Below are 22,007 nucleotides of genomic sequence, written 5' to 3'. Positions count from 1 at the left end.
CACCCCGGGGAACGCGGTCCGGCTTCCGCAGGCAACCCCGGAGGGCGATGCTCCCTCATACCAGTCGAACCGCCGGGATACTCGGAGAGGAGCGTTCCTTGGCCCGTCAGTGGTCCCGCAGGAAGTTCGTGGTCTACTCGCTCGCGGCATCCACGCTGACCGTCGCCGCGCCGCTCGGCTGTGACGCGGGGCCGGCGGAAGGCGTCGAGCCCGCCGCGACCGCGTCGCGCCGGCCGTCCGGCGTCCTGGTGACCGGCGCCGACGAGGAGATGCTGGTCCTCGAAGTCACCGAAGCCAACAGGGTCGTCGTACGGCTGCCGCGCGTCGAGGTCGGGCAGGGCGTCACCACCGCGGTGGCCATGATGATCGCCGAGGAGCTGGACGCCCGGCTCGCCGACGTCGACATCCCGCTCGCCGACGCCCGCGCCAAGGGCAACCAGTTCACGGGCGGTTCGAGCTCGGTGAGGTCGCTGTACGGTCCGGCCCGTGAGCTGGCCGCCCTGGCGCGGGCCAAGCTGGTGACCGCGGCGGCCCGGCGCTGGAACCTCCCCGCGCGCTCACTGCGCACCCGCGACACGAAGGTGGTCGCGCCGGACGGGCGTTCGGCCACCTTCGGTTCACTGACCGCGAGCGCCGCCCGGATCACCCGGCCGTCCGTGTCGAGCAAACCCAAGCCCGCCTCCCGGCACCGGCTGATCGGGCGGCCGACGACCCGGATCGACGCCCGGGACATCGTCACCGGCAAGGCCGAGTACGCCGGGGACCTGGCGGTGGCCGGAGCCAAGCCGACCGTGGTGGCCCGGCCGCCGACGCTGGGCGGGAAGCTCCTCTCGGTCGACTCCCGGGCCGCACGCGCGATGCCGGGCGTCCATGCCGTCGTCAGGATCGCCGGCGGGGTCGCCGTGGTGGCGGAGTCCTTCCACCACGCCTTCCAGGCGAGGGACGCCCTGCGGATCACCTGGGCGCCGGGTCCGCTCGTGTCGCTCTCCGACGCCGCGATCCGCTCGCGGCTGCGCGCCGCCGTCCCGCGACTCGGCAACCCGCCGCGCGGATCGGTGCAGACGGAGGGCGAGTTCGAGTTCGCCTTCGTCAGCCACGCCCCCATGGAGGTGCTGACGGCGGTGGCGGACGTGCGTGCCGGTCACGCCGAGATCTGGTTCTCCTCGCAGACGCCGATGGACGCGCGCGAGAGCATCGCCTCGGCGGTCGGGCTGCCCGCTGCGAAGGTGAAGGTCCATGTCGTCCGAGGCGGCGGCTCCTTCGGCCGGCGGCTGAACCACGACGCCGCGATCGAGGCGGCCCTCATCTCGAAGGCGGCGGGCCGGCCGGTCAAGCTGATGTGGAGCCGCGCCGACGACATCCGGCACGGCCGGATGCGCCCGGCCAGCCACCACCGGATCCGGGCCAGCCGCATACAGGGCCGGGTGGTGGCGTTCGCCCACGCGATGGCCTCGGTGAGCGAGTCGCACCCAGGGCGGGGCCTTTCCGCTCAGGGACACGTCGGCGACGGCGGGACGCAGGCGCTCACCCCTGCTTCCGGCCCGCTGCCCAGCGACAGCGGGCTGTACAACTTCGGCCGTGTGTCCGGGGATTCGGGATCGGTGGGACTGGCGATACCCCTCGGCGCCTGGCGGTCGGTGGACTCGGGGACGATGCGGACCGCGGAAGAGATCATCGTCGACGAGGTCGCGAGGAGCCTCGGCAAGGACCCGGTCGCCTTCCGGCGCGCCACACTCAGGAACAAGGCCGTCAAAGCCGTGCTCGACAAGGTCGCGGCCGCAGGTGACTGGGGCCGGACCCTGCCCGCCGGCCAGGCGCAGGGCGTCGCCGTCCACGAGGAGTACGGCTCCTGCGTGGCCTGCCTGGTCGAGATCGACGCCACCGACCCGAAGAACCCCCGGGTGACCAAGGTGGTGATGGCGGCCGACGTCGGCACGGCCGTCAATCCGCGCGGCCTCGAGGCCCAGCTCATGGGCGCCGCGATCGACGGCATCTCCACCGTCCTGCGGGCCGGTCTGCACATCGACCGGGGCGCCGTCCGCGAGAGCAGCTACGCCGACTTCCACTACGCCCGCCAGCGGCACGCCCCGTTGCGCTTCGAGGCGCACATCATGCCCTCCCGGCGGGAGCCGGGCGGGGCGGGCGAACTCGGCGTCCCGGCCGCGGCGGGCGCCGTCGCCAACGCCTATGCCCGGGCGACCGGTTCCAGGCCCCGCCGCTTCCCGCTCGACTTCTGACCCGACCTCAGAGAAGGTGCTGATGCCGTCCTACTCCTTCGTCCTCAACGGGAAGCCGGTCACGGTCGAGGCCTCGTCCGACATGCCGGTGCTCTGGGTCCTGCGCGACATGCTCGACGTCACGGGGCCCAAGTACGGCTGCGGCGTGGGCGTCTGCCGCGCCTGTACGAGCCATCTCGACGGCGAGGAGATCCAGCCCTGCGTCGTACGGGTCGCGGACTGCGCGGGCCGTGAGGTCACCACGATCGAAGGCCTCGCCGACGGCGACAAGCTGCATCCCGTGCAGCAGGCATGGCTCGACGGCGATGTCGCGCAGTGCGGCTTCTGCCAGCCTGGCCAGATCATGGCCACGGTGGCCCTGCTGAAGAGGACGCCCCAGCCGACGGACGCCGACATCGACCGTATCGAGAACGTCTGCCGCTGCGGCACCTACTCCCGGATCCGCGAAGCGATCAAGAAGGCCGCGGCGAACGGCTGACGGACGGCCGTGGTGCACTGCGGCGGACGGCCGTGGCGGACGGCTGACCGTCGGTCACGGTGTCATGCGTCGTCCCTGCCGTTTCCCCCGACGGTCCGGGGACGTGGGCCCCCGGTGTCGCGGTGTCGCGGCCGGGACGATCCGCTCGGAGGCGGTCGCTTACGCTGGTCTCCCTGTCGCCGGCGGAAAGGCGCAGGCTGCGGCGGCGCAGGCTCGCCGTCCGTCCGAGGGGAGGTGTCGGCGTGGCAGTCGCCGGAGGCCGGTCGACCAAGCGGCTCCAGCGGGGAACCCTCTCCCAGGGGCTCATCGTGGCGACCGCGCTGAGGATCCTCGACGAGGACGGGCCGGACGCGCTGACCTTCCAGCGGCTCGGCAAGGAACTGTCCTCCTCCGCGACCGCGGTCTACCGCCACTTCGCGAACCGCGACCACATCATGGTCGCCGTCGCCGAGGAGCTCGACAGGATGTCCCTGGACGGGTACGAGCCGCACGCGTCGTGGACGGAGTCGCTGCGGGACCTGGCGATCCGCGCCTGGAACACCTCTCTGGAACACCCGGCGGCGGCCGCGCTCTGCATGGGCAGAGTCACCCGAGGCGTTCACGAGCTGCGTGCCGTCGACGCCGTCCTGGAGGCGTTCCACCTCGGCGGCTGGCGCGGCCGGGCCGCCGTCCTGCACTACCAGGCGTTCTCGAACTTCATCCTCGCCATGGCGAGCAACAACGCCTGGCGGCTCGTCAACCAGCGGTTCGGCGCCGAGTCGAACTGGGTGCAGGAGTACCAGCCGACGGATCCCGCCCTCTACCCCTACGCCGAGGCGGCGAAGGAACACCTGCGCAGGATCGACATGACCGACGTCTTCCGCCATCAGACGGACATCCTCCTCGCCGCCCTCGAGGCGGAGGCGGCGACCCTCCCGCGCGACTGACGCGCTGACGCGAGCGGCGCGACCCGCCCGACCGGCGCGGGGCCGCCCCGCCACCTGCCCCGGGAAACAGAGCGGCCGCCCGCGACGCCGCACGGCCGACATACGGACGGCCGGGGGACGGATTCGGAGCGTGATGCGCATCGGTGTGCACCGAGATAGTTAACGCTATTGACTACGTCGTTCACTAGGCGGCATTCTCTGCACACCGAGTGCTCCACGGCTCGCTTGCACACCGAGCCGCAGAGGACCGCGCGCACCGCCCTCGCCCTGAACTGCTCGCGCTCGTCCCGCCCGATCCCGACCTGCGCAGAGCCCTGAATCTCTCCAGGAGCACCCATGCGCCCCACCCGTGTTCGTGCGGTCCCCGTGACTGCAGCAGTCGCCATGACGGCCGTGCTCGCCGGCTGCACCACCACGGGATCGACGTCCGGAGACACGAGCAGCAGCGGCGGCGCCGCGACCGCCACGAAGATCCGGACGACGATCGACGTGCCGGCCGGCTTCGACCCGGCCAAGGCCCTGTCCCTGCCGGACTACCTGCTCGCCCGGGACAGCTACGACACCCTCGTGCGCAAGGACGACGGCGGTCTCGTCGGCGGTCTCGCCACCCAGTGGAAGAGCACGCCGACCTCGGCCACGTTCACCCTGCGCACCGACGCGACCTGCGCCGACGGGACGCCGATCACGCCGACGGTCGTCAAGGGCTCCCTCGACCGCTACCTCGACCCGAAGACGGCGGCGCCCGACCTCCCCACCGTCTTCGGCCCCGGCAACACGGTGAAGGTGAGCGCCGACGACGCGGCGCGGACGGTGACGATCACGCTGGCCAGGCCGTGGAGCGACATGGTCACCGGCCTGTCGGTCGCGAGCACGGGCATCGTCTGCCCGGCGGGACTCAAGGACCTCAAGGCCCTTGCCGCGGGCAAGGCCAAGGGCTCCCAGTCCGGCCCGTACCTTCTGCAGAAGTCCCAGTCCGGCGTCTCGTACACGTACACGCTCCGCCCGGACTACAAGGCCTGGCCGGCCTGGCGCACGAAGATCCCCGGCAAGGTCGCCGCGACGCTGGAGTACCTCGTCTCGCCCGACCCGACGGCGACCGGCAACCTCGTGACGAGCGGTCAGCTCGACATCGGCAAGATCGACGCCTCGGGCATCCCGCGCTTCGACGGCGTGGACGGCCGCACCGTGAGCGTCAGCCGGTTCTCCGACTTCTACCTGCTCTTCAACGAACGACCCGGCACCGTCTTCGCCGACGTCGCCGCCCGCCGGGCGGTCGCCCAGGCCGTCGACCGCGCCGCCTTCGCCAAGGTCGCCTCCAGGGACACCGGCGAACCGTCGACGATGTTCGTGCAGAAGGCCACCCCCTGCAACGACCCGGGCGCCTCCTTCCTCGTGCCGACGGACAAGGCCGCGGCGGCCGACGTGCTCAAGGGCAAGAAGATCCGCATCGTCGGCCCCCAGGTCGTCGGGCCGGCCGGCGCCGGAAACCAGTACGTCCAGGAGGCGCTGCGGGCCGCGGGCGCGGACGTCACCCTCGCCAACGTCGACGTCGGCTCGTGGGTCGGGACCGTGTTCGGCAAGCCCGACGCCTGGGACGTCACGGTCTTCGCCGACCTCAACTTCCTCGGCAGCGTGGCCAACCCGCTCGCCCACTTCGTGGGTCCGACCGTCCAGGAAGGCGGCGGCAACCTCGGCGCGGTGAAGAACCCCGTGGTGGACAAGGCCTTCGCCCAGGGCGCCGCAGCGACGACCGAGCAGGCCCGCTGCGCCGCGTACCAGACGGCCGCCAAGGCCCTGATCTCGCAGGCGGACGCGGTGCCGCTGGTCAACGACCCGTTCATCTACGCGCTCCGCAAGGGGTTCAGCGCCCGGATGCTCGGCGGCTCGCTCGACGACCCCATCCTGCGCGTCACCGGCTGACGGGCGGGCCGCCCGCACGCGGCGCAGCACCACGCGGCCGGACCGGGCCGCCCGGGGCGAAGACCCCGCGCGGTCCGGCGTCCCGCACCGAGACCCTCGACCTCTCCGACTCTCCGACAGGAGTCCCCTGGTGATCGACCCATTCAGCACCGCCCAGCAGATCGCCGACCTCGTGCGCACGAAGGAGGTCAGCCCGGTGGAGGTGGCCGAGACCTACCTCGACCGCATCGAGCGGATCAACCCGGTCGTCAACGCCGTCGTCTGGCTCGACGCCGACGCCGTGCGCGCGGCGGCCGTCCGGGCCGAACGGGCGGTGCTGCGCGGTGAACCGCTCGGCCCGCTGCACGGCGTGCCCGTCCCCATCAAGGACCTCAACTCCGTCGCGGGACAACCCAACACGATGTCCTCACTGGCGATCCGGGACACCCCGCAGACGGTCACCGACCCCGACGTCCAGCTCCTCCTCGACGCCGGAGCGATCCCCCTCGGCCGGACCAACTCGCCGGAGTTCGGCGCGCTGACCGTCTCCGAGAACGCCCGGCACGGCAAGACGCGCAACCCGTGGAACCCGGCGCACACCTCCGGCGGGTCCAGCGGCGGCGCCTCGGCGGCCGTCGCGGCCGGACTCGCCCCGGTGGCGCACGCCTCCGACGGCGGCGGATCGATCCGCGTCCCGGCGTCCGTCACCGGTCTCGTGGGCCTCAAGCCGAGCCGGGGACGCGTGCCCGCGTTCGTGCGGGGCTGGGAGCACTCGACGACCGAGGGCGCGATCACCCGCACCGTCCACGACGCGGCCCTCATGCTCGACGTCATGGGCCGTGCAGACCGGCTCGCCTGGTACAGCGCGCCCGACCCGGGGCGCCCGTACCTGGAGGAGGTGGGCGCCGATCCCGGACGGCTGCGGATCGGCCTGCTCCTCGACGCACCCACCGGGCTGCCCGTCGACGAGGAGTGCCGCACGGCGGCGCTGAAGGCCGCGCAGGCGCTGCGCGACCTCGGGCACGACGTCGTCGAGGCCCGTCCGAAGATGTTCTCGTACGAGGCGATCATGGGCTTCACCTGGACCGTCATCAGCGCCTCCACCTACGCCATCGAGGTCGACGACCCCGAGGCGGTGGACCCCTACATCCGGCGCCGCCGGGAGACCGCCCTCGAGGTCACCGCCGGCGACTACGCCCGGACGGCGGCCCGCCTGCAGGCCGAGTCACGCGACGTCGTCGCCCAGTGGGGCAGGGACTTCGACGTCCTCCTCACCCCGACCACGGCGGTCGTCGCGCCGCCGGTCGGCCCCGTGTACGACGAGGCGAACTCCGACCCGGACGGCCCGCGGCACACCGAGACCCGGATGGTCTCGTTCACCGCGTTCGCCAACATCGCCGGGCTGCCCGCCGTCTCGCTGCCCGTCCACACGACCGCGGACGGCCTGCCGGTCGGCGCGCAACTCGTCGGCGCGCCCTTCGACGAGGCGACTCTGCTGCGGCTCTCGGCCCAGCTCGAACCTCGGTTCCGCTGGTACGAGCGACGCCCGGACGACGCGGCGCTCGCGGGGGCGCTGTGAGCGCCGGGTCCGCGGTCCCGACCGGACCGCTGCCGGCCGCGCCCGGCCGGCGCGTTCCCCGGCCGCGGCTTCGGCTCTGGCCGCGCGGGGGCTGGGCCGGGTTCGCCGTCCGCCGGGCGGGCGGCCTGCTGATGTCCATGCTGCTGCTCGTCCTCGTGACGTTCCTCATCGTGCCCCTGCTGCCAGGGGACCCGGCCCGAGCCATCGCCGGCACCAACTCGTCCCCGGCCACGCTCGCGGCGATTCGCGAACGGCTGGGCCTCGACGAGCCGTTGACGACACGGTTCGTCCACTACCTCGGCGACATCGCGTCCGGACGGCTCGGCACCTCGTTCCGGTTCGACACCCCGGTCGCGGACATCGTCGCGACCCGGTTGCCGTACACCGTCCAGCTCGTCATCCCGGCCGTCCTGCTCTCCCTGGTCATCGCCGTCCCGCTGGGCATGACCGTCGGCGTCCTCACCCGTGACGGACGCCGCCGCCGGCTCGGCGTCGGATTCGGCACGGTCGCGGGCCTTCTCGCGTCCGCGCCGGTCTACGTCGTCGCGACCCTCCTGGTCGTCCTGTTCTCGATCAGCCTCGGGCTGCTGCCGTCCGGCGGCGCCTCGACGCCGAGCGCCCTCGTCCTGCCGATCGCCGCGCTCTGCATCGGCCCGGCCTTCGCCATCGCGCGGGTCGTCCGGCAGGAGACGGCGTCGGTGCTCACCCAGGACTACATGAGGACCGCCCGCGGCCACCGTCTGGGGTCCGTGCGTCTCCACCTGCGCCACGCGCTGCCCAACCTCGTGACGAGCGTCCTCACCCTGAGCGGTCTCGTCCTCACGTCGCTGCTCGGCGGGACGATCATCCTGGAGAACGTCTTCACCTATCCCGGGCTCGGCACCGAGGTCGTCCAGGCGATCATCTACAAGGACTATCCGGTGATCCAGGGCATCATCCTCGTCGTCGGCATGCTCGCCCTGCTCGTCAACCTCCTCGTCGACGTCGTCCTCGGGATCGTCGACCCCCGCACCCTCGAGGGAGGTCGTCGTGGCCACTGACACAAGCGTGCGCCGATGGCTCCGCAATCCGTCGCTGCTGTCCGGCGCCGTCATCCTCGGACTGCTCCTCGTCGTGGCCCTCGTGGCCCCGCCGCTGCTGAGGAGCTCCGCGGAGACCCTCACCGACAACGCCCGCCTCGGCCCCGGCGCCGGCCATCTCCTCGGCACCGACGCCTTCGGCCGCGACGTCCTCGCCCGGGCCCTCGTCGCGACCCGGCTCACCCTGCTCATGGCCGCCGCCGCCACCGCCGCCTCGTTCGTCGTCGGCGTCGCGATCGGCGCGCTGGTCCACCTCGCGCCCGGCTGGCTGCGCGAGACCTGTCTGCGGCTCATCGACTCGGCGGTGGCCTTCCCCTCGCTCGTCCTCGCCCTCGTCATCGCGGCGGTGCTCGGACCGGGCACGGGGTCCGCGATCGTCGCGATCGCCGTCGCCGGCGTCCCCGGGTTCGCGCGGCTGACGGCGAATCTGGCGGCGACCGTCGCGGACAAGGAGTACGTCCTCACCGCGCGCCTGCTCGGCGTTCCCGGCCTGCGCATCCTGGGCCGGCACGTCCTGCCGAACATCAGCGGCCCGCTGCTGGTGCTCCTCGGTTCGAGCTTCACCCTGTCCCTGCTCGACATCAGCAGCCTGTCGTTCGTCGGCCTCGGTGTGCAGAACCCGCAGTACGACTGGGGCCGGCTGCTCAACGAGGCCCTGCCGTCGATCTTCGCCCAGCCGTCGCTCGTCCTCGCCCCGTCGATCATGCTCATCGTCACCGGCGTGGGCGCCATGCTCCTCGGCGACGGCGTGGCCTCGCTCGCCGACCCGCGAACCCGCGGCGCAGCGCCCGCACCGGCCGGCGCCGCGGACGCGGCGGGAGGGGCTGCCCTCGCCGCCCCGGCGCAGAACGGCGAGGCGCCGGACGGCCTGCTGACCGTCGCCGGACTGACCGTGCGGGCCGGCGACCGGACACTCGTCGACGACGTGTCGTTCACCATCGGGGCCGGTCAGATCGTCGGTCTCGTCGGGGAGTCGGGCTCGGGCAAGTCCACCATCGCCATGGCGGTCGCGGGCCTGCTCCCCGAGGGCGTGCGGGCGAACGCCTCCCGCCTCGCCCTCGGCGACCTCGACCTGCTCGCGGCCCCGCAGGCGCGACGCCTCGCGACCGAGATCGGCATCGTCTACCAGGACCCCATCGGCACGTTCAACCCCGCGCTCAGGCTCGGCGCCCAGCTCACCGAGGTGGCCAGGGTCCACCTCGGGAAACCCCGGCGTCAGGCGGCCCGGGACATGGTGCGCGCCCTCGCCGACATCCACGTCACCGAGCCGGAGCGGCGGCTGCGCCAGCACCCGCACGAGCTGAGCGGCGGCATGCTCCAGCGCGCCTCGATCGCCTCCGCGATGACGACGAACCCGCGGCTGCTCATCGCCGACGAGCCGACGACGGCACTCGACGTCACCGTCCAGGCGGAGGTGCTGCGCCAGTTCCGGCGCATCAACCGCGAGCACGGCACGGCGATGCTGTTCATCTCGCACGACATCGGCGTGGTCGGCGTGCTCTGCGACACCGTGCTGGTGCTGCACGGCGGCCGGGTCGTCGACCGGACGACGGGCGCCGACCTGCGCCGGGGGACGGTCACCCATCCCTACACCCGCGCACTGCTCGCCGCGACGCCCGCCGCGGTCGAGGCCGGCGAGACCCTCAGCGCGGTCCGGTGGACGGCCGACGCGCCGTGCGCACAGCTGGACGGAGCGCTGCCCGACGACCTGTCCGACGACCTTTCTGACCGCCTTTCCGGTGACCTTTCCGACGACCTTTCCGACAGAGCCGCGGACCGCCCCCCGGCCGCGGAAGGGAGCCGCTGATGTCCGGCAACGCCATCGCACCGGACCCGCAGGCGGCCGCCCCGCTGCTGCGCGTGGAGGATCTCACCGTCGAGCTCGGCCACGGCGACGCGGCCCGCAGGGTGCTCAAGGGGGTCTCGTTCGACATCCCCCGGGGCAGCACCCTCGCCCTCGTCGGCGAGTCGGGGTCCGGCAAGACGACGCTCGCGCGGACCCTCGTCGGCGTCCACAGGCCGTCGAGCGGCCGGATCCTCGTGGACGGCGCCCCGCTGCGCACCTCGCGCGGGCGGGCGGGAGCCGCGACGGTCCAGATGATTCCGCAGGACCCGTACTCCTCGTTCGACCCGCGGCGCACCGTCGCGCAGTCGCTCGCCGAGGCACTCGACCCGGTCCGGGCCAGGGTCGGACCGGTCCGGACCCGGATCGCCGAGCTGCTCGTCCAGGTGAGCCTCGACCCGGACGCCATGGACCGCTACCCGCACGAGTTCTCCGGCGGCCAGCGGCAGCGGCTGGCCATCGCACGGGCCCTCGCGCCGCGTCCCCGGTTCGTCATCGCCGACGAGATCACCTCGGCGCTCGACCTGACGACCCAGGCCGAGATTCTCAACCTGCTCGCCGATCTGCGCCGACGGCTGTCGCTGACGATGCTGTTCATCTCGCACGACCTGGCCGTCGTCCGGCACGTCAGCGACACGGTCGCGGTCCTGCTGCACGGGGACCTCGTCGAGCTCGGTCCGACGGCGGCGACCTTCGCGGGGCCGAGCCACCCGTACACCGCCCGACTCCTGGCGTCCGTCCCGGGCGACCCGAGGTTCCGCCTCGACGACGAGCCCGCCACTGCGTGAGCCGACCGCGCACGGCACGGCTTCCGGCCCGCCGCCCGGCCCCCGCCGGTCGGCGGGCCGCCCGGCCCCGTGGCCCCGCACGGTTGTGGGGTGAGTGCTCGAGGCCGGCTTCCATGTGACAGGCGCGACCGGGGTGACCGATAGTGGACGCAGGGGGCTTCTCCCAGGATTCCGGAGCAGCCATGGCGACCCATGCCCGGCCGACGGGACGACCCCGGCTGACCGCCGCCGAGTTCGACGCGCTGTACCGGCGCGTGGCCTCGCGCGCCGCCTGGGCCGAGGGCGACCGGGGCGCTCTGTCGGCCCTCACTCCCGCCCGTGTGCTGGCCGCCAACCGCGAGGTGCGCGCCGGCCGGTCGGTCACGATGGCCGCGCCGGTGCAGACCGCGCCCGGCCCCGACGATCCGGAGCCCGCGAGGCACCGGATGCGCGCCTGGCCACGAGAGCCCGGCGACGCCGCGAGCGGACTCCACTTCGCCATGGACAGCGTCGCCATGAACGTGCACGGGGACGCAGACAGTCATGTCGACGCCCTGTGCCATGTGATCTACGACGGCACGCTCCACGGCGGCGTGAGCGCGGACACCGTCACCGCGGACGGCGCGGGCGCGCTCTCGATCGAGACGGCTCACGACGGGATCGTCGGACGCGGTGTGCTGCTGGACGTCCCCCGGCTGCACGGCGTGCCGTGGCTCGAACCGGGCGAGCACGTGAGCGCCGACGACCTCGGTGCGGCGGAGGCCGCCCAGCATGTCCGCGTGGGCGAGGGCGACCTCCTGTTCGTTCGTGTCGGGCATCGCCGGCGCCGTGCCGAACTGGGGGCGTGGCACGCGGCGGACGCGCGGGCGGGACTGCATCCGACCGCGCTGGAGTTCCTGGCGGACCGCCGGGTGTCGGTGCTCGGCAGCGACGGGAACAACGACACCGCCCCGAGCTGCACCGAGGGCGTCGACTTCCCCGTGCATGTGCTCGCGATCCACGCCATGGGCCTCCACCTGCTGGACTACCTGCAGTTCGAGGACCTGGCGCAGGTCTGCGAGGAGGAGGGGCGCTGGTCGTTCCTGTGCGTCGTCGCTCCGCTGAGGCTGCCGCACGCCACCGGCTCACCGGTCAACCCGATCGCCGTTCTCTGAGTCGTCCCGGGCGGGAAGGGCGCATGGCCGGCCTCCTTCGAGTCGCCGACCCCGCCGGCGCCCGATAGCGTCGAAAAAGGCATGAATGTTCCTGTCGCCCTGGTGGGCGCTCTGCGAACGGGATGTCCTCATGGTCGACGACCGCCACTACGACGTCATCATCATCGGCACGGGCGCGGGCGGCGGCACGCTCGCCCACCGGCTGGCCCCCACCGGCAAGCGGATCCTGATCCTGGAACGCGGCGGCTATCTGCCGAGGGAACGGGACAACTGGGATTCCACCGCCGTCTTCGTCAAGGGGAAGTACCGCGCACCGGAGTTCTGGTGCGACAAGCACGGCGACGAGTTCCCCCCGGAGGTCAACTACTACGTCGGGGGCAACACCAAGTTCTACGGTGCCGCGCTCTTCCGGCTCCGGCCCGAGGACTTCGGCGAGATACGTCACCACGGCGGCGTCTCACCGGCCTGGCCGATCGGTTACGAGGACCTGGAGCCCTACTACACCCAGGCCGAGCAGCTCTACCTGGTGCACGGGCGCCACGGCGAGGACCCGACCGAGGGGCCGGCCGGCGGCCAGTACCCGTACCCCCCGGTCGAGCACGAGCCGCGCATCCAGCAGCTCAGCGACGACCTGGAGAAGAGGGGAATGCACCCCTTCCACCTGCCCATCGGCGTGAACCTCACCCAGGACGATCACGGCGGGGCCACCCGTTCCAGCGTCTGCATCCGCTGCGACCGGGTCGACGGCTTCCCGTGCCTGATGGGAGCCAAGTCCGACGCCCAGGTCATCTGCGTCGACCCGGCGCTGCGGCACGACAACGTCACGATGGTGACGGGCGCGCGTGTGCGGCGCCTGGAGACCGATCCGACCGGACGCAACGTCACCGGCACCGTCGCCGAGTTCGAGGACGGAACGACCGAGTCGTTCGGCGCGGACATCGTGGTCGTCGCCTGTGGCGCGGTCAACTCCGCGGCCCTGCTGCTGCGTTCGGCCAACGACAGACATCCCGGCGGTCTGGCCAACAGCTCGGACGTCGTGGGACGCCACTACATGCGGCACAACAACCAGGCGCTGATGGCGGTGTCCAGGGAGCCGAACCCCACCAGGTTCCAGAAGACCCTGGCCCTGCACGACTGGTATCTGGGCGCGGACGACTGGGAGTATCCGCTCGGCGGCATCCAGATGCTCGGCAAGTCGGACGCCGACCAGATCCACGGCGAGGCCCCGCGCTGGGCCGGCGCGGTCGCGCCGGACATGCCGTTCGAGATGCTCGCCCACCACGCGGTCGACTTCTGGCTGTGCGGGGAGGACCTGCCGTTGCCGGAGAGCCGTGTCACCCTCGACCGGGACGACCGCATCCACCTGGCCCTCGACGAGAAGAACAACATCGCCGGACTGAACCGCCTGCGTCACAAGCTGCAGGGCATGCTCGGGCGCCTGGGCATGCACGAGGACCGTCTGCTGTCGCACAGCATCTACCTGCACAAGGGCATGCCGATCGGAGCCACCGCGCACCAGGCCGGCACCGTGCGGTTCGGCGAGGATCCGAGGAGTTCGGCCCTCGACGTCCACTGCAAGGCTCACGACCTCGACAATCTGTACGTCGTGGACACCGCCTTCTTCCCGAGCATCGGCGCGGTGAACCCGTCGCTGACCGCCATGGCGAACGCCCTGCGGGTCGGCGACCACATCGCCGCGCGGCTGGGCTGACGGGGACGACGCCCGGCCGGTCCGTCCGTGCGAGGACCGGCCGGACGTCGTCAGGGGCCGTCGCCGGGGGTTTTGGCGGCACCGGTGTCGGCTTCGGTGAGCGGCTCCAGTTCGCCCATGGTGTCGAGCCGGTAGAGCACCGCCAGCGCCGGGCCGACGAGCACGACGGCGATGGCCGTGACGATGCCCAGCCAGCGCAGGGTGTGGGAGGCGCCCGCCCCCTGCGCCACCGTCAGCGACGTGGGCAGCAGATACGGGCGTTGTGCGAGGCCCCAGGCGCCGACGATCAGGGCGACGCTCGCCACCGACGTGTACCGGGACCAGCCGTAGGACCTGCGCAGCAGAAGCAGCACGGTGGTCAGACCGCACACCGCGGCCGCCGCGACCAGCAGCAGTCCCGCGCCCCCGGTGAGGCCGTCCCAGACGTACCGGGCGTCGTGGTGGGTGACGGGCAGGCCGATGAGCGCGAGGACGACGACGGCGGCGAAGGCGGTCGTCGCGCGCAGCCGGAAGTATCCGACGAGGTCGTCGGCGTCGAACCGCAGCGCGTCGGAGCACAGGAACACCGCCCCGAGGAACGCCGTCGCGGCGACCGCCAGCAGACCCGTCAGGACCGAGGTCGGATTGGCCCAGGCGTCCGCCGTGGCGGTCGTGCCGACCGCGACCCGGCCCGAGGCGACGGCGCCGAGCGCCGCTCCGAAGAAGAACGGCGTGAGCAGCGACGACACGGCGAACGTCGCGCCGAAGACGCGTCGTTGGGCCAGTCGGCGGGTCGGTTTGCGCAGGGCGAATCCGGCGCCCCGGAGCACCAGGCCGACGCAGGCGAGGGCGAGCGGCAGCCACAGGGCGCTGAAGACGGCCTGGAACATCGTCGGAAAGCCGGTCCACATGATGACCAGGACGAAGATCAACCAGACGTTGTTGGCCTCCCAGACGGGCGCCATGGCATGGTCGATGAGCCACCGGGGCCGTCGGCCGCGGTCCGTGCCGCCCGCCAGCAGGTCCCAGAAGCCGGCGCCGTAGTCGGTGCCCCCGGCGCAGGCGTAGGCGGCGATCGCGATCACCATGACCCAGGCGACGAGGTCGGCCATCATGACGCACCGCCCGTGGAGCGGTCCGACCCCTCGCCGGGCAGGGCCCGGGCGGCCGCGGCCGCGGCCGTGGGCTCGGGTTCGCTCGGGCCGTAGGGCGTGCCGGTCTCCGGGGCCGAGACGGCTCCCGCGGCGGCCCGCCCCTCGTCCGCGCGACGCCAGCCGGTCCGCATCTTCAGGACGACCGCGAGGAACGAGCCGAAGACCGCCGCGTAGACGAGGACGACGATGCCGAGCATCGTCCACAGCGACCCGGCGCCGGTGGAGGTCACCGCTTCCGACACCCTCATGTGGTCGTAGACGATCCAGGGCTGGCGGCCGACCTCCGTGGTGATCCAGCCGCATTCCACCGTCACCAGGCAGGCGGCCCCGGCGACCGCCGCGCAGCGGAAGAACCAGCGGCTGCGGGGGAGGTCGCGGCGCCGCAGCCGGCACCAGCCGTACCAGAGGGCGAGCAGGATCAGCAGGCTGCCGATGGTGACCATGATGTCGAACGCCCAGTGGGCGATGGTGGCCTGCAGGACGGTGGGACGGTCGGCGGCCGCAACCGACGTCAGCCCGGTCACCTCGGTGCTGGGCTTGAACCCGGCGAGGATCGAGTCCAGTTGGGGGATCCGCAGGCCGCCGGAGATCGTCCCGTCGCTGTTCAGCCGACCGAACATGTACTCGGGCACATGGGTGTCCGTCTTCCAGACGAGCTCCGTGGCGGCGAACTTGACCGGCTGCTTGTGGAAGACGGCCCGGGCGGCGGAGTCGCCGAGCACGAACTGCACCGGCGTGAGGATCGCGGCCACCGTGAACGGCAGCGTGAACCCCAGCCGGTGGTAGCGGTCGCGGCGCCCGCGCAGCCAGCCGACCGCGTACACGCCGGCCACCACGTAGCCGGCGGTCAGGAACATCGCCACCACGAAGTGCCAGTACTCCGCGCCGAAGATCGGTGTGAAGATCGCCTGCCGCACGTCCACCTGAACCGGACGGCCCTGGGCGTCCAGGCGGAACCCCTGCGGGGTGTTCATCCAGGAGTTGGCCGCGATGATTCCGAACGCTCCCATCAGGGCCGCCAGCGGCAGCGGCACGGCCAGCCAGAAGTGGGTCCAGGGCCTGAGCCGGCGCCACCCGTAGAGGTAGACCGCGATCAGGACGGCCTCCAGGAAGAACGCCCACGCCTCGACGCCGAATCCCAGGCCGAAGACGTCTCCCCAACGGCCCATCATGCCGGGCCACAGCAGGCCGAACTCGAAGGACAGCACGGTTCCGGTGACGACGCCGACCGCGAACTGCACCGCCATCACCGCCGACCAGCGCCGGGCGAGCGTCAGGGCGACGGGGTCGTCGCGGCGCAGCGCCCGGTGGTGCATGAGCAGGGTGATGAACGGCAGTGCGACGCCGAACGGGACCAGCAGGATGTGCGAGGCCAGGGTGAAGGCCATCAGCTCCCGCGCCGGCAGGAGCTGGGACGGGGTGCTCGCCAGGAGGGCGGCCGCTGTGCTGAGCATGTGCGCCTCGGGGGTCTGCCCCGCAGGCACGCGGGGTGCGGAACGGTCGTCGGACGCAGGGGCCGTCGCAGCCCGGCGTTTCCGACCAAAACATCCTGCGCCGTGTGCGGGACAGAGCGGCACGCCTCACGGCCGCATTCGGCCGGGCACGTCACACGCCTGGGCTACGGGCCGGCGCGACGGGTCTCGTCGCGGTCGCGACCGGTGACGACGCACAGGGATGCCGGCGCCTCCTGTGCAGGCGCCGGCATCCCTGGCGGTGTCGGTGATCTGATTCGGTGTCGGTGTCGGTGTCGGGGTCGGGGTCAGCTCGTCAGGCGGAAGGTGGCGTCGCTGCGTCCCGTCGCGGTGGTGATGGGGTCGAGGCGGAGCTGGTAGGCGTAGTGGCGGATGTAGTGGTCGGGGTGGTTGTAGGACTGGAACGACGACCAGGTCGGGTCGGCGAGGCCGGCGACCTGGCGGAAGGTGGCGTCGGCGGCGAACTGCGCGCTGCCGTCGTTGTAGACCAGCTGGAAGTCGTAGTTGGCGTGACGCAGGAAGTAGCCGGGGAAGTTCACCGACTCGAAGGACACGGTGCCCGTCCCGGCCAGACCCGGCCGCATCCGGAACTTGGCGTCATCGCTGGTGACGTTCTGGTCGATGCGCACGTCCATGTTCGCGTGCCGCACGTACCGGTCCTGGAAGTTGAACGACTGCAGGCGCTGGGCCGGGGTGTTGGGCCAGCGGGCGAGGACACGGCTCTCCTCGGCGGCCGTCAGGTTGAGGATCCAGCCGTGGCGCTTCTTCGTGCCGCCCATGTTGTAGTTTCCCGCAGCCTGCGTCTGGTAGGAGGCGGGGTTGGACGGGTCGGTCGTCAGGACGGGCATGTAGCCGCGGCTGGAGGCGTACTGGTCGAGGTAGAGGCCCCACTTGTTCTGCCCGTTGAACTTCATCCACATCGGGCCCTCGACCATCGCGCCGGTCAGGCCGATGCCGGAGAGGTTGCCGAGGTCGGTCCATGTTCCCAGGATGGAGTTGCTGCCTTCGAGGGTGATCTGTCCGTCGCCGGAGGCCCGCACGTAGCGGTAGTCGCCCACGCCGGCGGGCATCTCGATGATCTGGGTGTCGATGATCTCCTGGGCGCCGGGGCGGTCGATGTAGATCTGCGGGGCGCTGATCGTGTGGAAGTCGCTGGTGCGGGCGTAGAAGATGCGGTGCTTGGTCTTGCCGTTGAAGGGCACGTTCGTCGCCCAGTACAGGACGTAGTCGTTGGTCTGGGGGTCCCAGATCGCCTCGGGGGCCCAGGCGTTGCGGCCGTCGGGGATCGCGCCGGCGACGTTGAGCAGCCACGGCTGCGACCAGGTGACCAGGTCCGTGGACTCCCACACCACCAGGTTCCGGCTGCCGTTGTTGATGGAGGCGTTCCAGTCCTGCCCGCAGCTGATGCACAGGTCGGTCGCGATGATCCAGTACTTGCTGCCGTCGGGGGACCTCACGAGTGCGGGGTCGCGCACCCCCTTGGTGCCGATCGTGGAGCGCAGCACCATGCCGCCGCCGTTGAGGTCGCTCCAGTGCAGGCCGTCCGTGCTGTGCGAGAGATACATCTGCTGGTTGGTCGCCCCCTCACCGATGAAGTGCACCATCAGGTAGCCGGGGTCGGCGGCGGCGGCCTGCTGGGGAGCGGTGAGGGACTGCGAGGTGAAGAAGAGGCCGACGGCGACGAGTATCGCCGCCAGCCGGGTGAGAACCCTTGACATGCGCATTTCCTGTCTGAGTGCGGGTGCCGGGACGGGGGGAAAGCGGAGTGCCGGGCGTGTGACCGGGTCGGTCACGTCGTTCGAAATTACGGACATTGTTCGTAAAGTCGGCAAGAAGTTAGAGCGAGGTAAGAACGGGTGTCAAGAGAGAGGATTCGCGGCGTACGCAGGGGAGACGCGCCGGAGCGTCGCGCATAACGGAAAACGCCCGGCGGAAATCGCCGTGCGCAAATCGTCGGACCGAGGAACGCGTGGGGCGGCGCCCGGGAGCGACCCGAGCGGACCGTCCGGGCTTCGCTCCTGGCACACTGTCGCCCGCGACAGCGACAGATCGGCACGGCGACGGGACAGGTGAGGCTGGGTGCGCTCGCAGGACGCGCGGGAACGGTCGGACGTCGCCGTCGTCATGGCGGCGCGGGCCGGGGACCGAGAGGCCTCGGAACAGCTCGTACGGGACTCTCTGCCGCTGGTCTACAACATCGTCGGGCGGGCCCTGAACGGCCACAGCGACGTCGACGACGTGGTCCAGGAGACGATGATGCGGGTCCTGGACGGGTTGCCCGGGCTGGAGCGACCGGATCGGTTCCGGTCCTGGCTCGTCGCCATCACCGTGCGCCAGATCCGCGACCGGTGGCGCAAGGGGCGGACCTGGCACACCGCGGAGCCTCTGGAGGAGAGCGCCCACGACACGGACCCGCAGGCCGACTTCTCCGACCTGGTGGTGCTCCGGCTCGCGCTGTCGGGCCAGCGGCGCGAAGCGGTCGAGGCGACCCGCTGGCTGGAGGACGAGGAGCGCGAGGTGCTCGCGCTGTGGTGGATGGAGCGCGCCGGCGAGCTGACCCGCGGCGAGCTCTCGGAGGCCTGCGGCCTCGCGCCGCAGCATGCCGCGGTCCGGGTCCAGCGGGTCAAGGAACGGCTGGAGACGGCGCGCGCCGTCGTCCGGGCCGTCACGGCCTCGCCGCGCTGTCCCGACCTCGCCGCCGTGCTCGCCTCCTGGGACGGGCGGCCGTCCGGGCTGTGGCGCAAGCGGCTGGCGCGCCATGTCCGGGACTGCCCGCAGTGCCTGTCGAACTCCTCCGACCTCGTTCCGGCCGAGGGCCTGCTGGCCGGCCTCGCGCTGGTGCCGGCGCCGGTCGCCCTGACGGGACTGGTGCTGGCCAGGGTGCTGGAGGCGAACTCGGCCGGGGCGGCCGGCGGCGCGAGCGCGCGAACCGCGGGCGACGCGAGCCGTGCGGTGGGCGACGCGAGTCGTGCGGCGCGGACGCTCGGCAAGCTGGCCGCCAAGCCCGCGGCGACCGCGGCCGCAGCCGCCGTCACACTCGCGGTCGCCGGAGCCGCCTGGTACGCCACCGCCGGATCGCACGAGCCGGTCCCGCGCCCTGCCGTCGCGGCTCCGCTGTCGCCCGCCGTCTCGTCCGCGCCGGCGTCCCCGAGAACCTCCGCCTCACGGACGCCGACGCCGACATCGAAGCCGACGCCGACGACGCGGGCGTCCGCGGCGGCTCCGACCGCGACGGCCGCGACGCGGATCTCGGGGCGGCATGCCCTGCGGTCGGTCGACGACCGGGGCGGCTACGTGAGCCGGTCCGGCCGGTTCGGCGTCCTGAGTCCCGTCGGGGCGACCAGCTCCGCCGCTGTCCGCCGGGCGGCCGCCTTCACGTTCGTTCCCGGCCTGGCCGACCCCCGCTGCTACTCGCTCAGGGACGCCGAGGGCAGGTATGTGCGGCACTACGCGTTCCGCATCCGGCTGGACGCCGACGACGGATCCGCCATCTTCCGGAAGGACGCCACCTTCTGCCCCCGTTCCGGTTCCACGGCCGGTTCGGTCTCCCTGGAGTCGTACAACTACCCCGGCCGCTACCTGCGCCACCGCGACGACCTCCAGCTGTGGCTCGATCCTTCCGAGAACACGGTCGCGTACCGGGCGAGCCGCTCGTTCGTCGTGGTGCAGCCCTGGATCTGACGCCGAACTGCCTTGCCGTGAGGACTCCGTGACGCTGCGTCAGTCGAGCGGGGACACGTCAGGGGCTGTTCGACCTATCTGACATTGTTCGCAAAGGGTCCAGCGGCGACGGCACCCACCGTGAAAACACCGTCGACAAGACGGAGTTCGGCGCCGACGGCCTGATCGAGAAGGTCGTCCCCACGCCGAGCGGCATCGACCCGGTCTCCGCCGGCCCCTACCAGGACAGCGCTGCCTTTCGCGCCCGACAGTTCCCTCACGCCGGTCGGCCCCTGGGCCTGACCGCGCCTCCCCGGCGGAGCAAAGGGGCTGTCCTCCTCCCGAACCGGTCACAGGTCTTGTCACCGGTGCGGCCGACGTGCCAGTGTCCGGCCATGGTTACGTAACCATGGCCGGTTCACAAGGGTCCGAACCAGCTGTGCCCGGACCCGGACCCTGGTTCCTCACTGCCTCGGCTTCAGGTGACGAACCCGCACGGCGCCCCGCGATTTCCGTCACTGGAGACGACATGACCAAGACCCCGACGAGGTCGAGAAGACTGGCCAGTGTGCTCATGGCCGGCTTCGGCGCGACACTCATGTTGCTGTCCGCCCCCGCACCCGCCCTCGCCCAGCAGGCCGCCCCGGCGCAGGCCGGCTCGTACGCGCCGGCCAAGCCCGCGTCCAAGGGCGGTACGAGTGACTTCCGCGGGGTGAACTGGGCCGACCCGAGGGACAACTACGCGAGCGACGCCGTGGTGCCCAGCGGGCTGAAGGTGACCGACGACTACCGCACGGTGTACCGCACCGCCACCCGCATGGTGAGCGGCTTCAAGAAGAACCTGGGCGCCAACACGCTGCGCCTGCCGATCAACCCGGCGAGCGTGGGCACTGCCTGGTGGAAGTCGTACCGGGCGACCATCGACGCGGCCACGGCCCACGGCGACAAGGTCATCGTCAGCTACTGGGAGGCCGACACCAGCAAGGACGGCCTGGTCGACGACACGGCCGCCTGGAAGAAGATGTGGAACACGGTGGTGCGTGCGTACAAGCACAACCCGCGCGTCTACTTCGAGCCCATGAACGAGCCGCACGGCTACACCCTGGACCAGTGGGTAGGCGTCACCAGCGGCTGGCTGGCCCAGCACAAGGACGTGCCGCGCGGCCGAGTCGTGATCAGTGGCACCGGCTACAACGACAACGTCACCGGCGTCGGCGCGGCCCGCGCACTGCGGGGGACGCTGCTGTCGCTGCACTTCTACGGCTTCTGGAACAAGTACACCAAGCAGTCGGACTGGACCGCCGACCTGGAGGCCCGCCTCGGCAAGTACGCCGGGCGGACCGTCATCGACGAGGCCGGCGCCCCGATGACCATCGGTCTGAACTACGGCGCGTGGAACGGCAACGTCTACACCTCGTACCTCGCGGCCGTCGCGAACACCGCCCGCAGCAAGGGGATGGGGCTGGTGTACTGGCCGGGCCTGCGGTTCGGCGACGCCTACTCGATCGAGTCGCTGGACGCCAAGGGCAACCTGGTGGACAACAGCGCCACCGGAGTCGCGCTGCTGCGCTGGGGCTACGGCTTCGGCAAGACCCCGCCCGTCAACAACCTGCCGCCCGCGCCTCCCGGTGAGGTGCTGCGCGGAGTGGGCTCGGGCCGCTGCGTCGACGTGCCCGGCTTCAGCACGACCAACGGCACCCAGCTCGACCTGTGGGACTGCAACGACGGCGGCAACCAGACCTGGAACTGGAACGCGGGCAAGCAGCTCACCGTCTACGGCGACAAGTGCATGACGGTGGGAGGCACCGGAGCCTCGGCGGGGGACCCGGTGGTCATCTCCGACTGCACCGGCGCGACGGCACAGCAGTGGAACGTCAACGCGGACCTCTCGGTGACCAGCGTCGCGAACCCGGCCCTGTGCCTGGACGCGGCCGGCGCGGGCACCGGCAACGGCACGTCGGTCGACGTCTGGTACTGCAACGGAAGCGCCAACCAGCAGTGGGCCAGGAGCTGACGCCGTCGCCCGACCTCTGATCCGAACCGTGCGGGCCCGGCGAACACCTCGCCGG

At 72.0% G+C, this 22,007-nt stretch carries 15 protein-coding genes; 12 read left to right on the top strand and 3 right to left on the bottom strand.

All coding sequences use genetic code 11. The annotated features are described in order from the left end of the window. Positions 1 to 128: 128 nt before the first annotated feature. The 10 genes from ABT300_RS05050 to ABT300_RS05005 all read left to right on the top strand — a co-directional run bounded on the left by ABT300_RS05050 (position 129) and on the right by ABT300_RS05005 (position 13,673). A complete protein-coding gene (locus ABT300_RS05050; protein ID WP_351672344.1) occupies positions 129 to 2,237 on the top strand; it encodes a xanthine dehydrogenase family protein molybdopterin-binding subunit in 2,109 nt (702 codons plus the stop codon). Between the two features lie 22 nt (positions 2,238 to 2,259). Continuing rightward, complete coding sequence (locus ABT300_RS05045) at positions 2,260 to 2,715, top strand: (2Fe-2S)-binding protein (RefSeq protein ID WP_351672254.1); 456 nt, start codon at positions 2,260 to 2,262, stop codon at positions 2,713 to 2,715. A gap of 242 nt (positions 2,716 to 2,957) precedes the next feature. Then, the gene (locus tag ABT300_RS05040; protein WP_351672252.1) at positions 2,958 to 3,641 is read left to right on the top strand and encodes a TetR/AcrR family transcriptional regulator; all 684 of its coding nucleotides are present in this window, start codon (positions 2,958 to 2,960) and stop codon (positions 3,639 to 3,641) included. Positions 3,642 to 4,007: 366 nt separating this feature from the next. After that, positions 4,008 to 5,561 (top strand): ABC transporter substrate-binding protein, encoded by a 1,554-nt coding sequence (locus tag ABT300_RS05035; protein WP_351672250.1) that lies wholly within the window; start codon positions 4,008 to 4,010, stop codon positions 5,559 to 5,561. A gap of 130 nt (positions 5,562 to 5,691) precedes the next feature. Then, positions 5,692 to 7,119: an amidase gene (locus tag ABT300_RS05030; protein WP_351672248.1), complete on the top strand. Its 1,428-nt coding sequence runs from the start codon at positions 5,692 to 5,694 to the stop codon at positions 7,117 to 7,119. Then, positions 7,116 to 8,159, top strand: coding sequence for an ABC transporter permease (locus ABT300_RS05025; RefSeq protein WP_351672246.1), 1,044 nt, complete (start codon positions 7,116 to 7,118; stop codon positions 8,157 to 8,159). The genes ABT300_RS05030 and ABT300_RS05025 overlap by 4 nt, the downstream gene beginning before the upstream one ends. Continuing rightward, entirely contained in the window at positions 8,149 to 10,005 is a 1,857-nt protein-coding gene (locus ABT300_RS05020) for a dipeptide/oligopeptide/nickel ABC transporter permease/ATP-binding protein (RefSeq protein ID WP_351672244.1), read from the top strand. The genes ABT300_RS05025 and ABT300_RS05020 overlap by 11 nt, the downstream gene beginning before the upstream one ends. Further along, the gene (locus tag ABT300_RS05015; RefSeq protein ID WP_351672242.1) at positions 10,005 to 10,829 is read left to right on the top strand and encodes an ABC transporter ATP-binding protein; all 825 of its coding nucleotides are present in this window, start codon (positions 10,005 to 10,007) and stop codon (positions 10,827 to 10,829) included. Before ABT300_RS05020 ends, ABT300_RS05015 begins: the two co-directional genes overlap by 1 nt. Positions 10,830 to 11,011: 182 nt before the next feature. After that, positions 11,012 to 11,962: a cyclase family protein gene (locus ABT300_RS05010; RefSeq protein WP_351672240.1), complete on the top strand. Its 951-nt coding sequence runs from the start codon at positions 11,012 to 11,014 to the stop codon at positions 11,960 to 11,962. Between the two features lie 130 nt (positions 11,963 to 12,092). After that, positions 12,093 to 13,673 carry a GMC oxidoreductase gene (locus tag ABT300_RS05005; protein ID WP_351672342.1) on the top strand — a complete coding sequence of 527 codons (1,581 nt, stop codon included), beginning with the start codon at positions 12,093 to 12,095 and terminating at the stop codon, positions 13,671 to 13,673. A gap of 50 nt (positions 13,674 to 13,723) precedes the next feature. On the opposite strand, the gene ABT300_RS05000 is transcribed toward ABT300_RS05005, so the two are convergent. From ABT300_RS05000 to ABT300_RS04990, 3 genes are all read right to left on the bottom strand, one after another. Further along, the gene (locus tag ABT300_RS05000; protein WP_351672238.1) at positions 13,724 to 14,767 is read right to left on the bottom strand and encodes a cytochrome d ubiquinol oxidase subunit II; all 1,044 of its coding nucleotides are present in this window, start codon (positions 14,765 to 14,767) and stop codon (positions 13,724 to 13,726) included. After that, on the bottom strand, positions 14,764 to 16,260 hold the full coding sequence (locus ABT300_RS04995; RefSeq protein WP_351672236.1) for a cytochrome ubiquinol oxidase subunit I: 1,497 nt from the start codon (positions 16,258 to 16,260) through the stop codon (positions 14,764 to 14,766). Before ABT300_RS04995 ends, ABT300_RS05000 begins: the two co-directional genes overlap by 4 nt. A gap of 305 nt (positions 16,261 to 16,565) precedes the next feature. Next, a complete protein-coding gene (locus tag ABT300_RS04990; protein ID WP_351672234.1) occupies positions 16,566 to 17,996 on the bottom strand; it encodes a glycoside hydrolase family 43 protein in 1,431 nt (476 codons plus the stop codon). 361 nt (positions 17,997 to 18,357) lie between these two features. Here ABT300_RS04990 and ABT300_RS04985 point away from each other — a divergent pair, with 361 nt between their 5' ends. Next, complete coding sequence (locus tag ABT300_RS04985; protein ID WP_351672232.1) at positions 18,358 to 19,959, top strand: sigma-70 family RNA polymerase sigma factor; 1,602 nt, start codon at positions 18,358 to 18,360, stop codon at positions 19,957 to 19,959. 508 nt (positions 19,960 to 20,467) lie between these two features. Further along, a complete protein-coding gene (locus ABT300_RS04980; protein WP_351672230.1) occupies positions 20,468 to 21,952 on the top strand; it encodes a ricin-type beta-trefoil lectin domain protein in 1,485 nt (494 codons plus the stop codon). Positions 21,953 to 22,007: the final 55 nt, after the last annotated feature.

The organism is Streptomyces sp. NPDC001027 (assembly GCF_040299045.1).
Lineage (GTDB): Bacteria > Actinomycetota > Actinomycetes > Streptomycetales > Streptomycetaceae > Streptomyces.
Note: the sequence above shows the minus strand (reverse complement) of the source record. Positions and strands in the feature narration are given on the sequence as shown.

Coding starts and splice junctions, on each gene's coding strand:
- ABT300_RS05010 (WP_351672240.1), top strand. CDS start 11,012: ATGGCGACCCATGCCCGGCCGACGGGACGACCCCGGCTGACCGCCGCC.
- ABT300_RS05000 (WP_351672238.1), bottom strand. CDS start 14,767: ATGATGGCCGACCTCGTCGCCTGGGTCATGGTGATCGCGATCGCCGCC.
- ABT300_RS05005 (WP_351672342.1), top strand. CDS start 12,093: ATGGTCGACGACCGCCACTACGACGTCATCATCATCGGCACGGGCGCG.
- ABT300_RS05015 (WP_351672242.1), top strand. CDS start 10,005: ATGTCCGGCAACGCCATCGCACCGGACCCGCAGGCGGCCGCCCCGCTG.
- ABT300_RS04995 (WP_351672236.1), bottom strand. CDS start 16,260: ATGCTCAGCACAGCGGCCGCCCTCCTGGCGAGCACCCCGTCCCAGCTC.
- ABT300_RS05045 (WP_351672254.1), top strand. CDS start 2,260: ATGCCGTCCTACTCCTTCGTCCTCAACGGGAAGCCGGTCACGGTCGAG.
- ABT300_RS04980 (WP_351672230.1), top strand. CDS start 20,468: ATGACCAAGACCCCGACGAGGTCGAGAAGACTGGCCAGTGTGCTCATG.
- ABT300_RS04990 (WP_351672234.1), bottom strand. CDS start 17,996: ATGTCAAGGGTTCTCACCCGGCTGGCGGCGATACTCGTCGCCGTCGGC.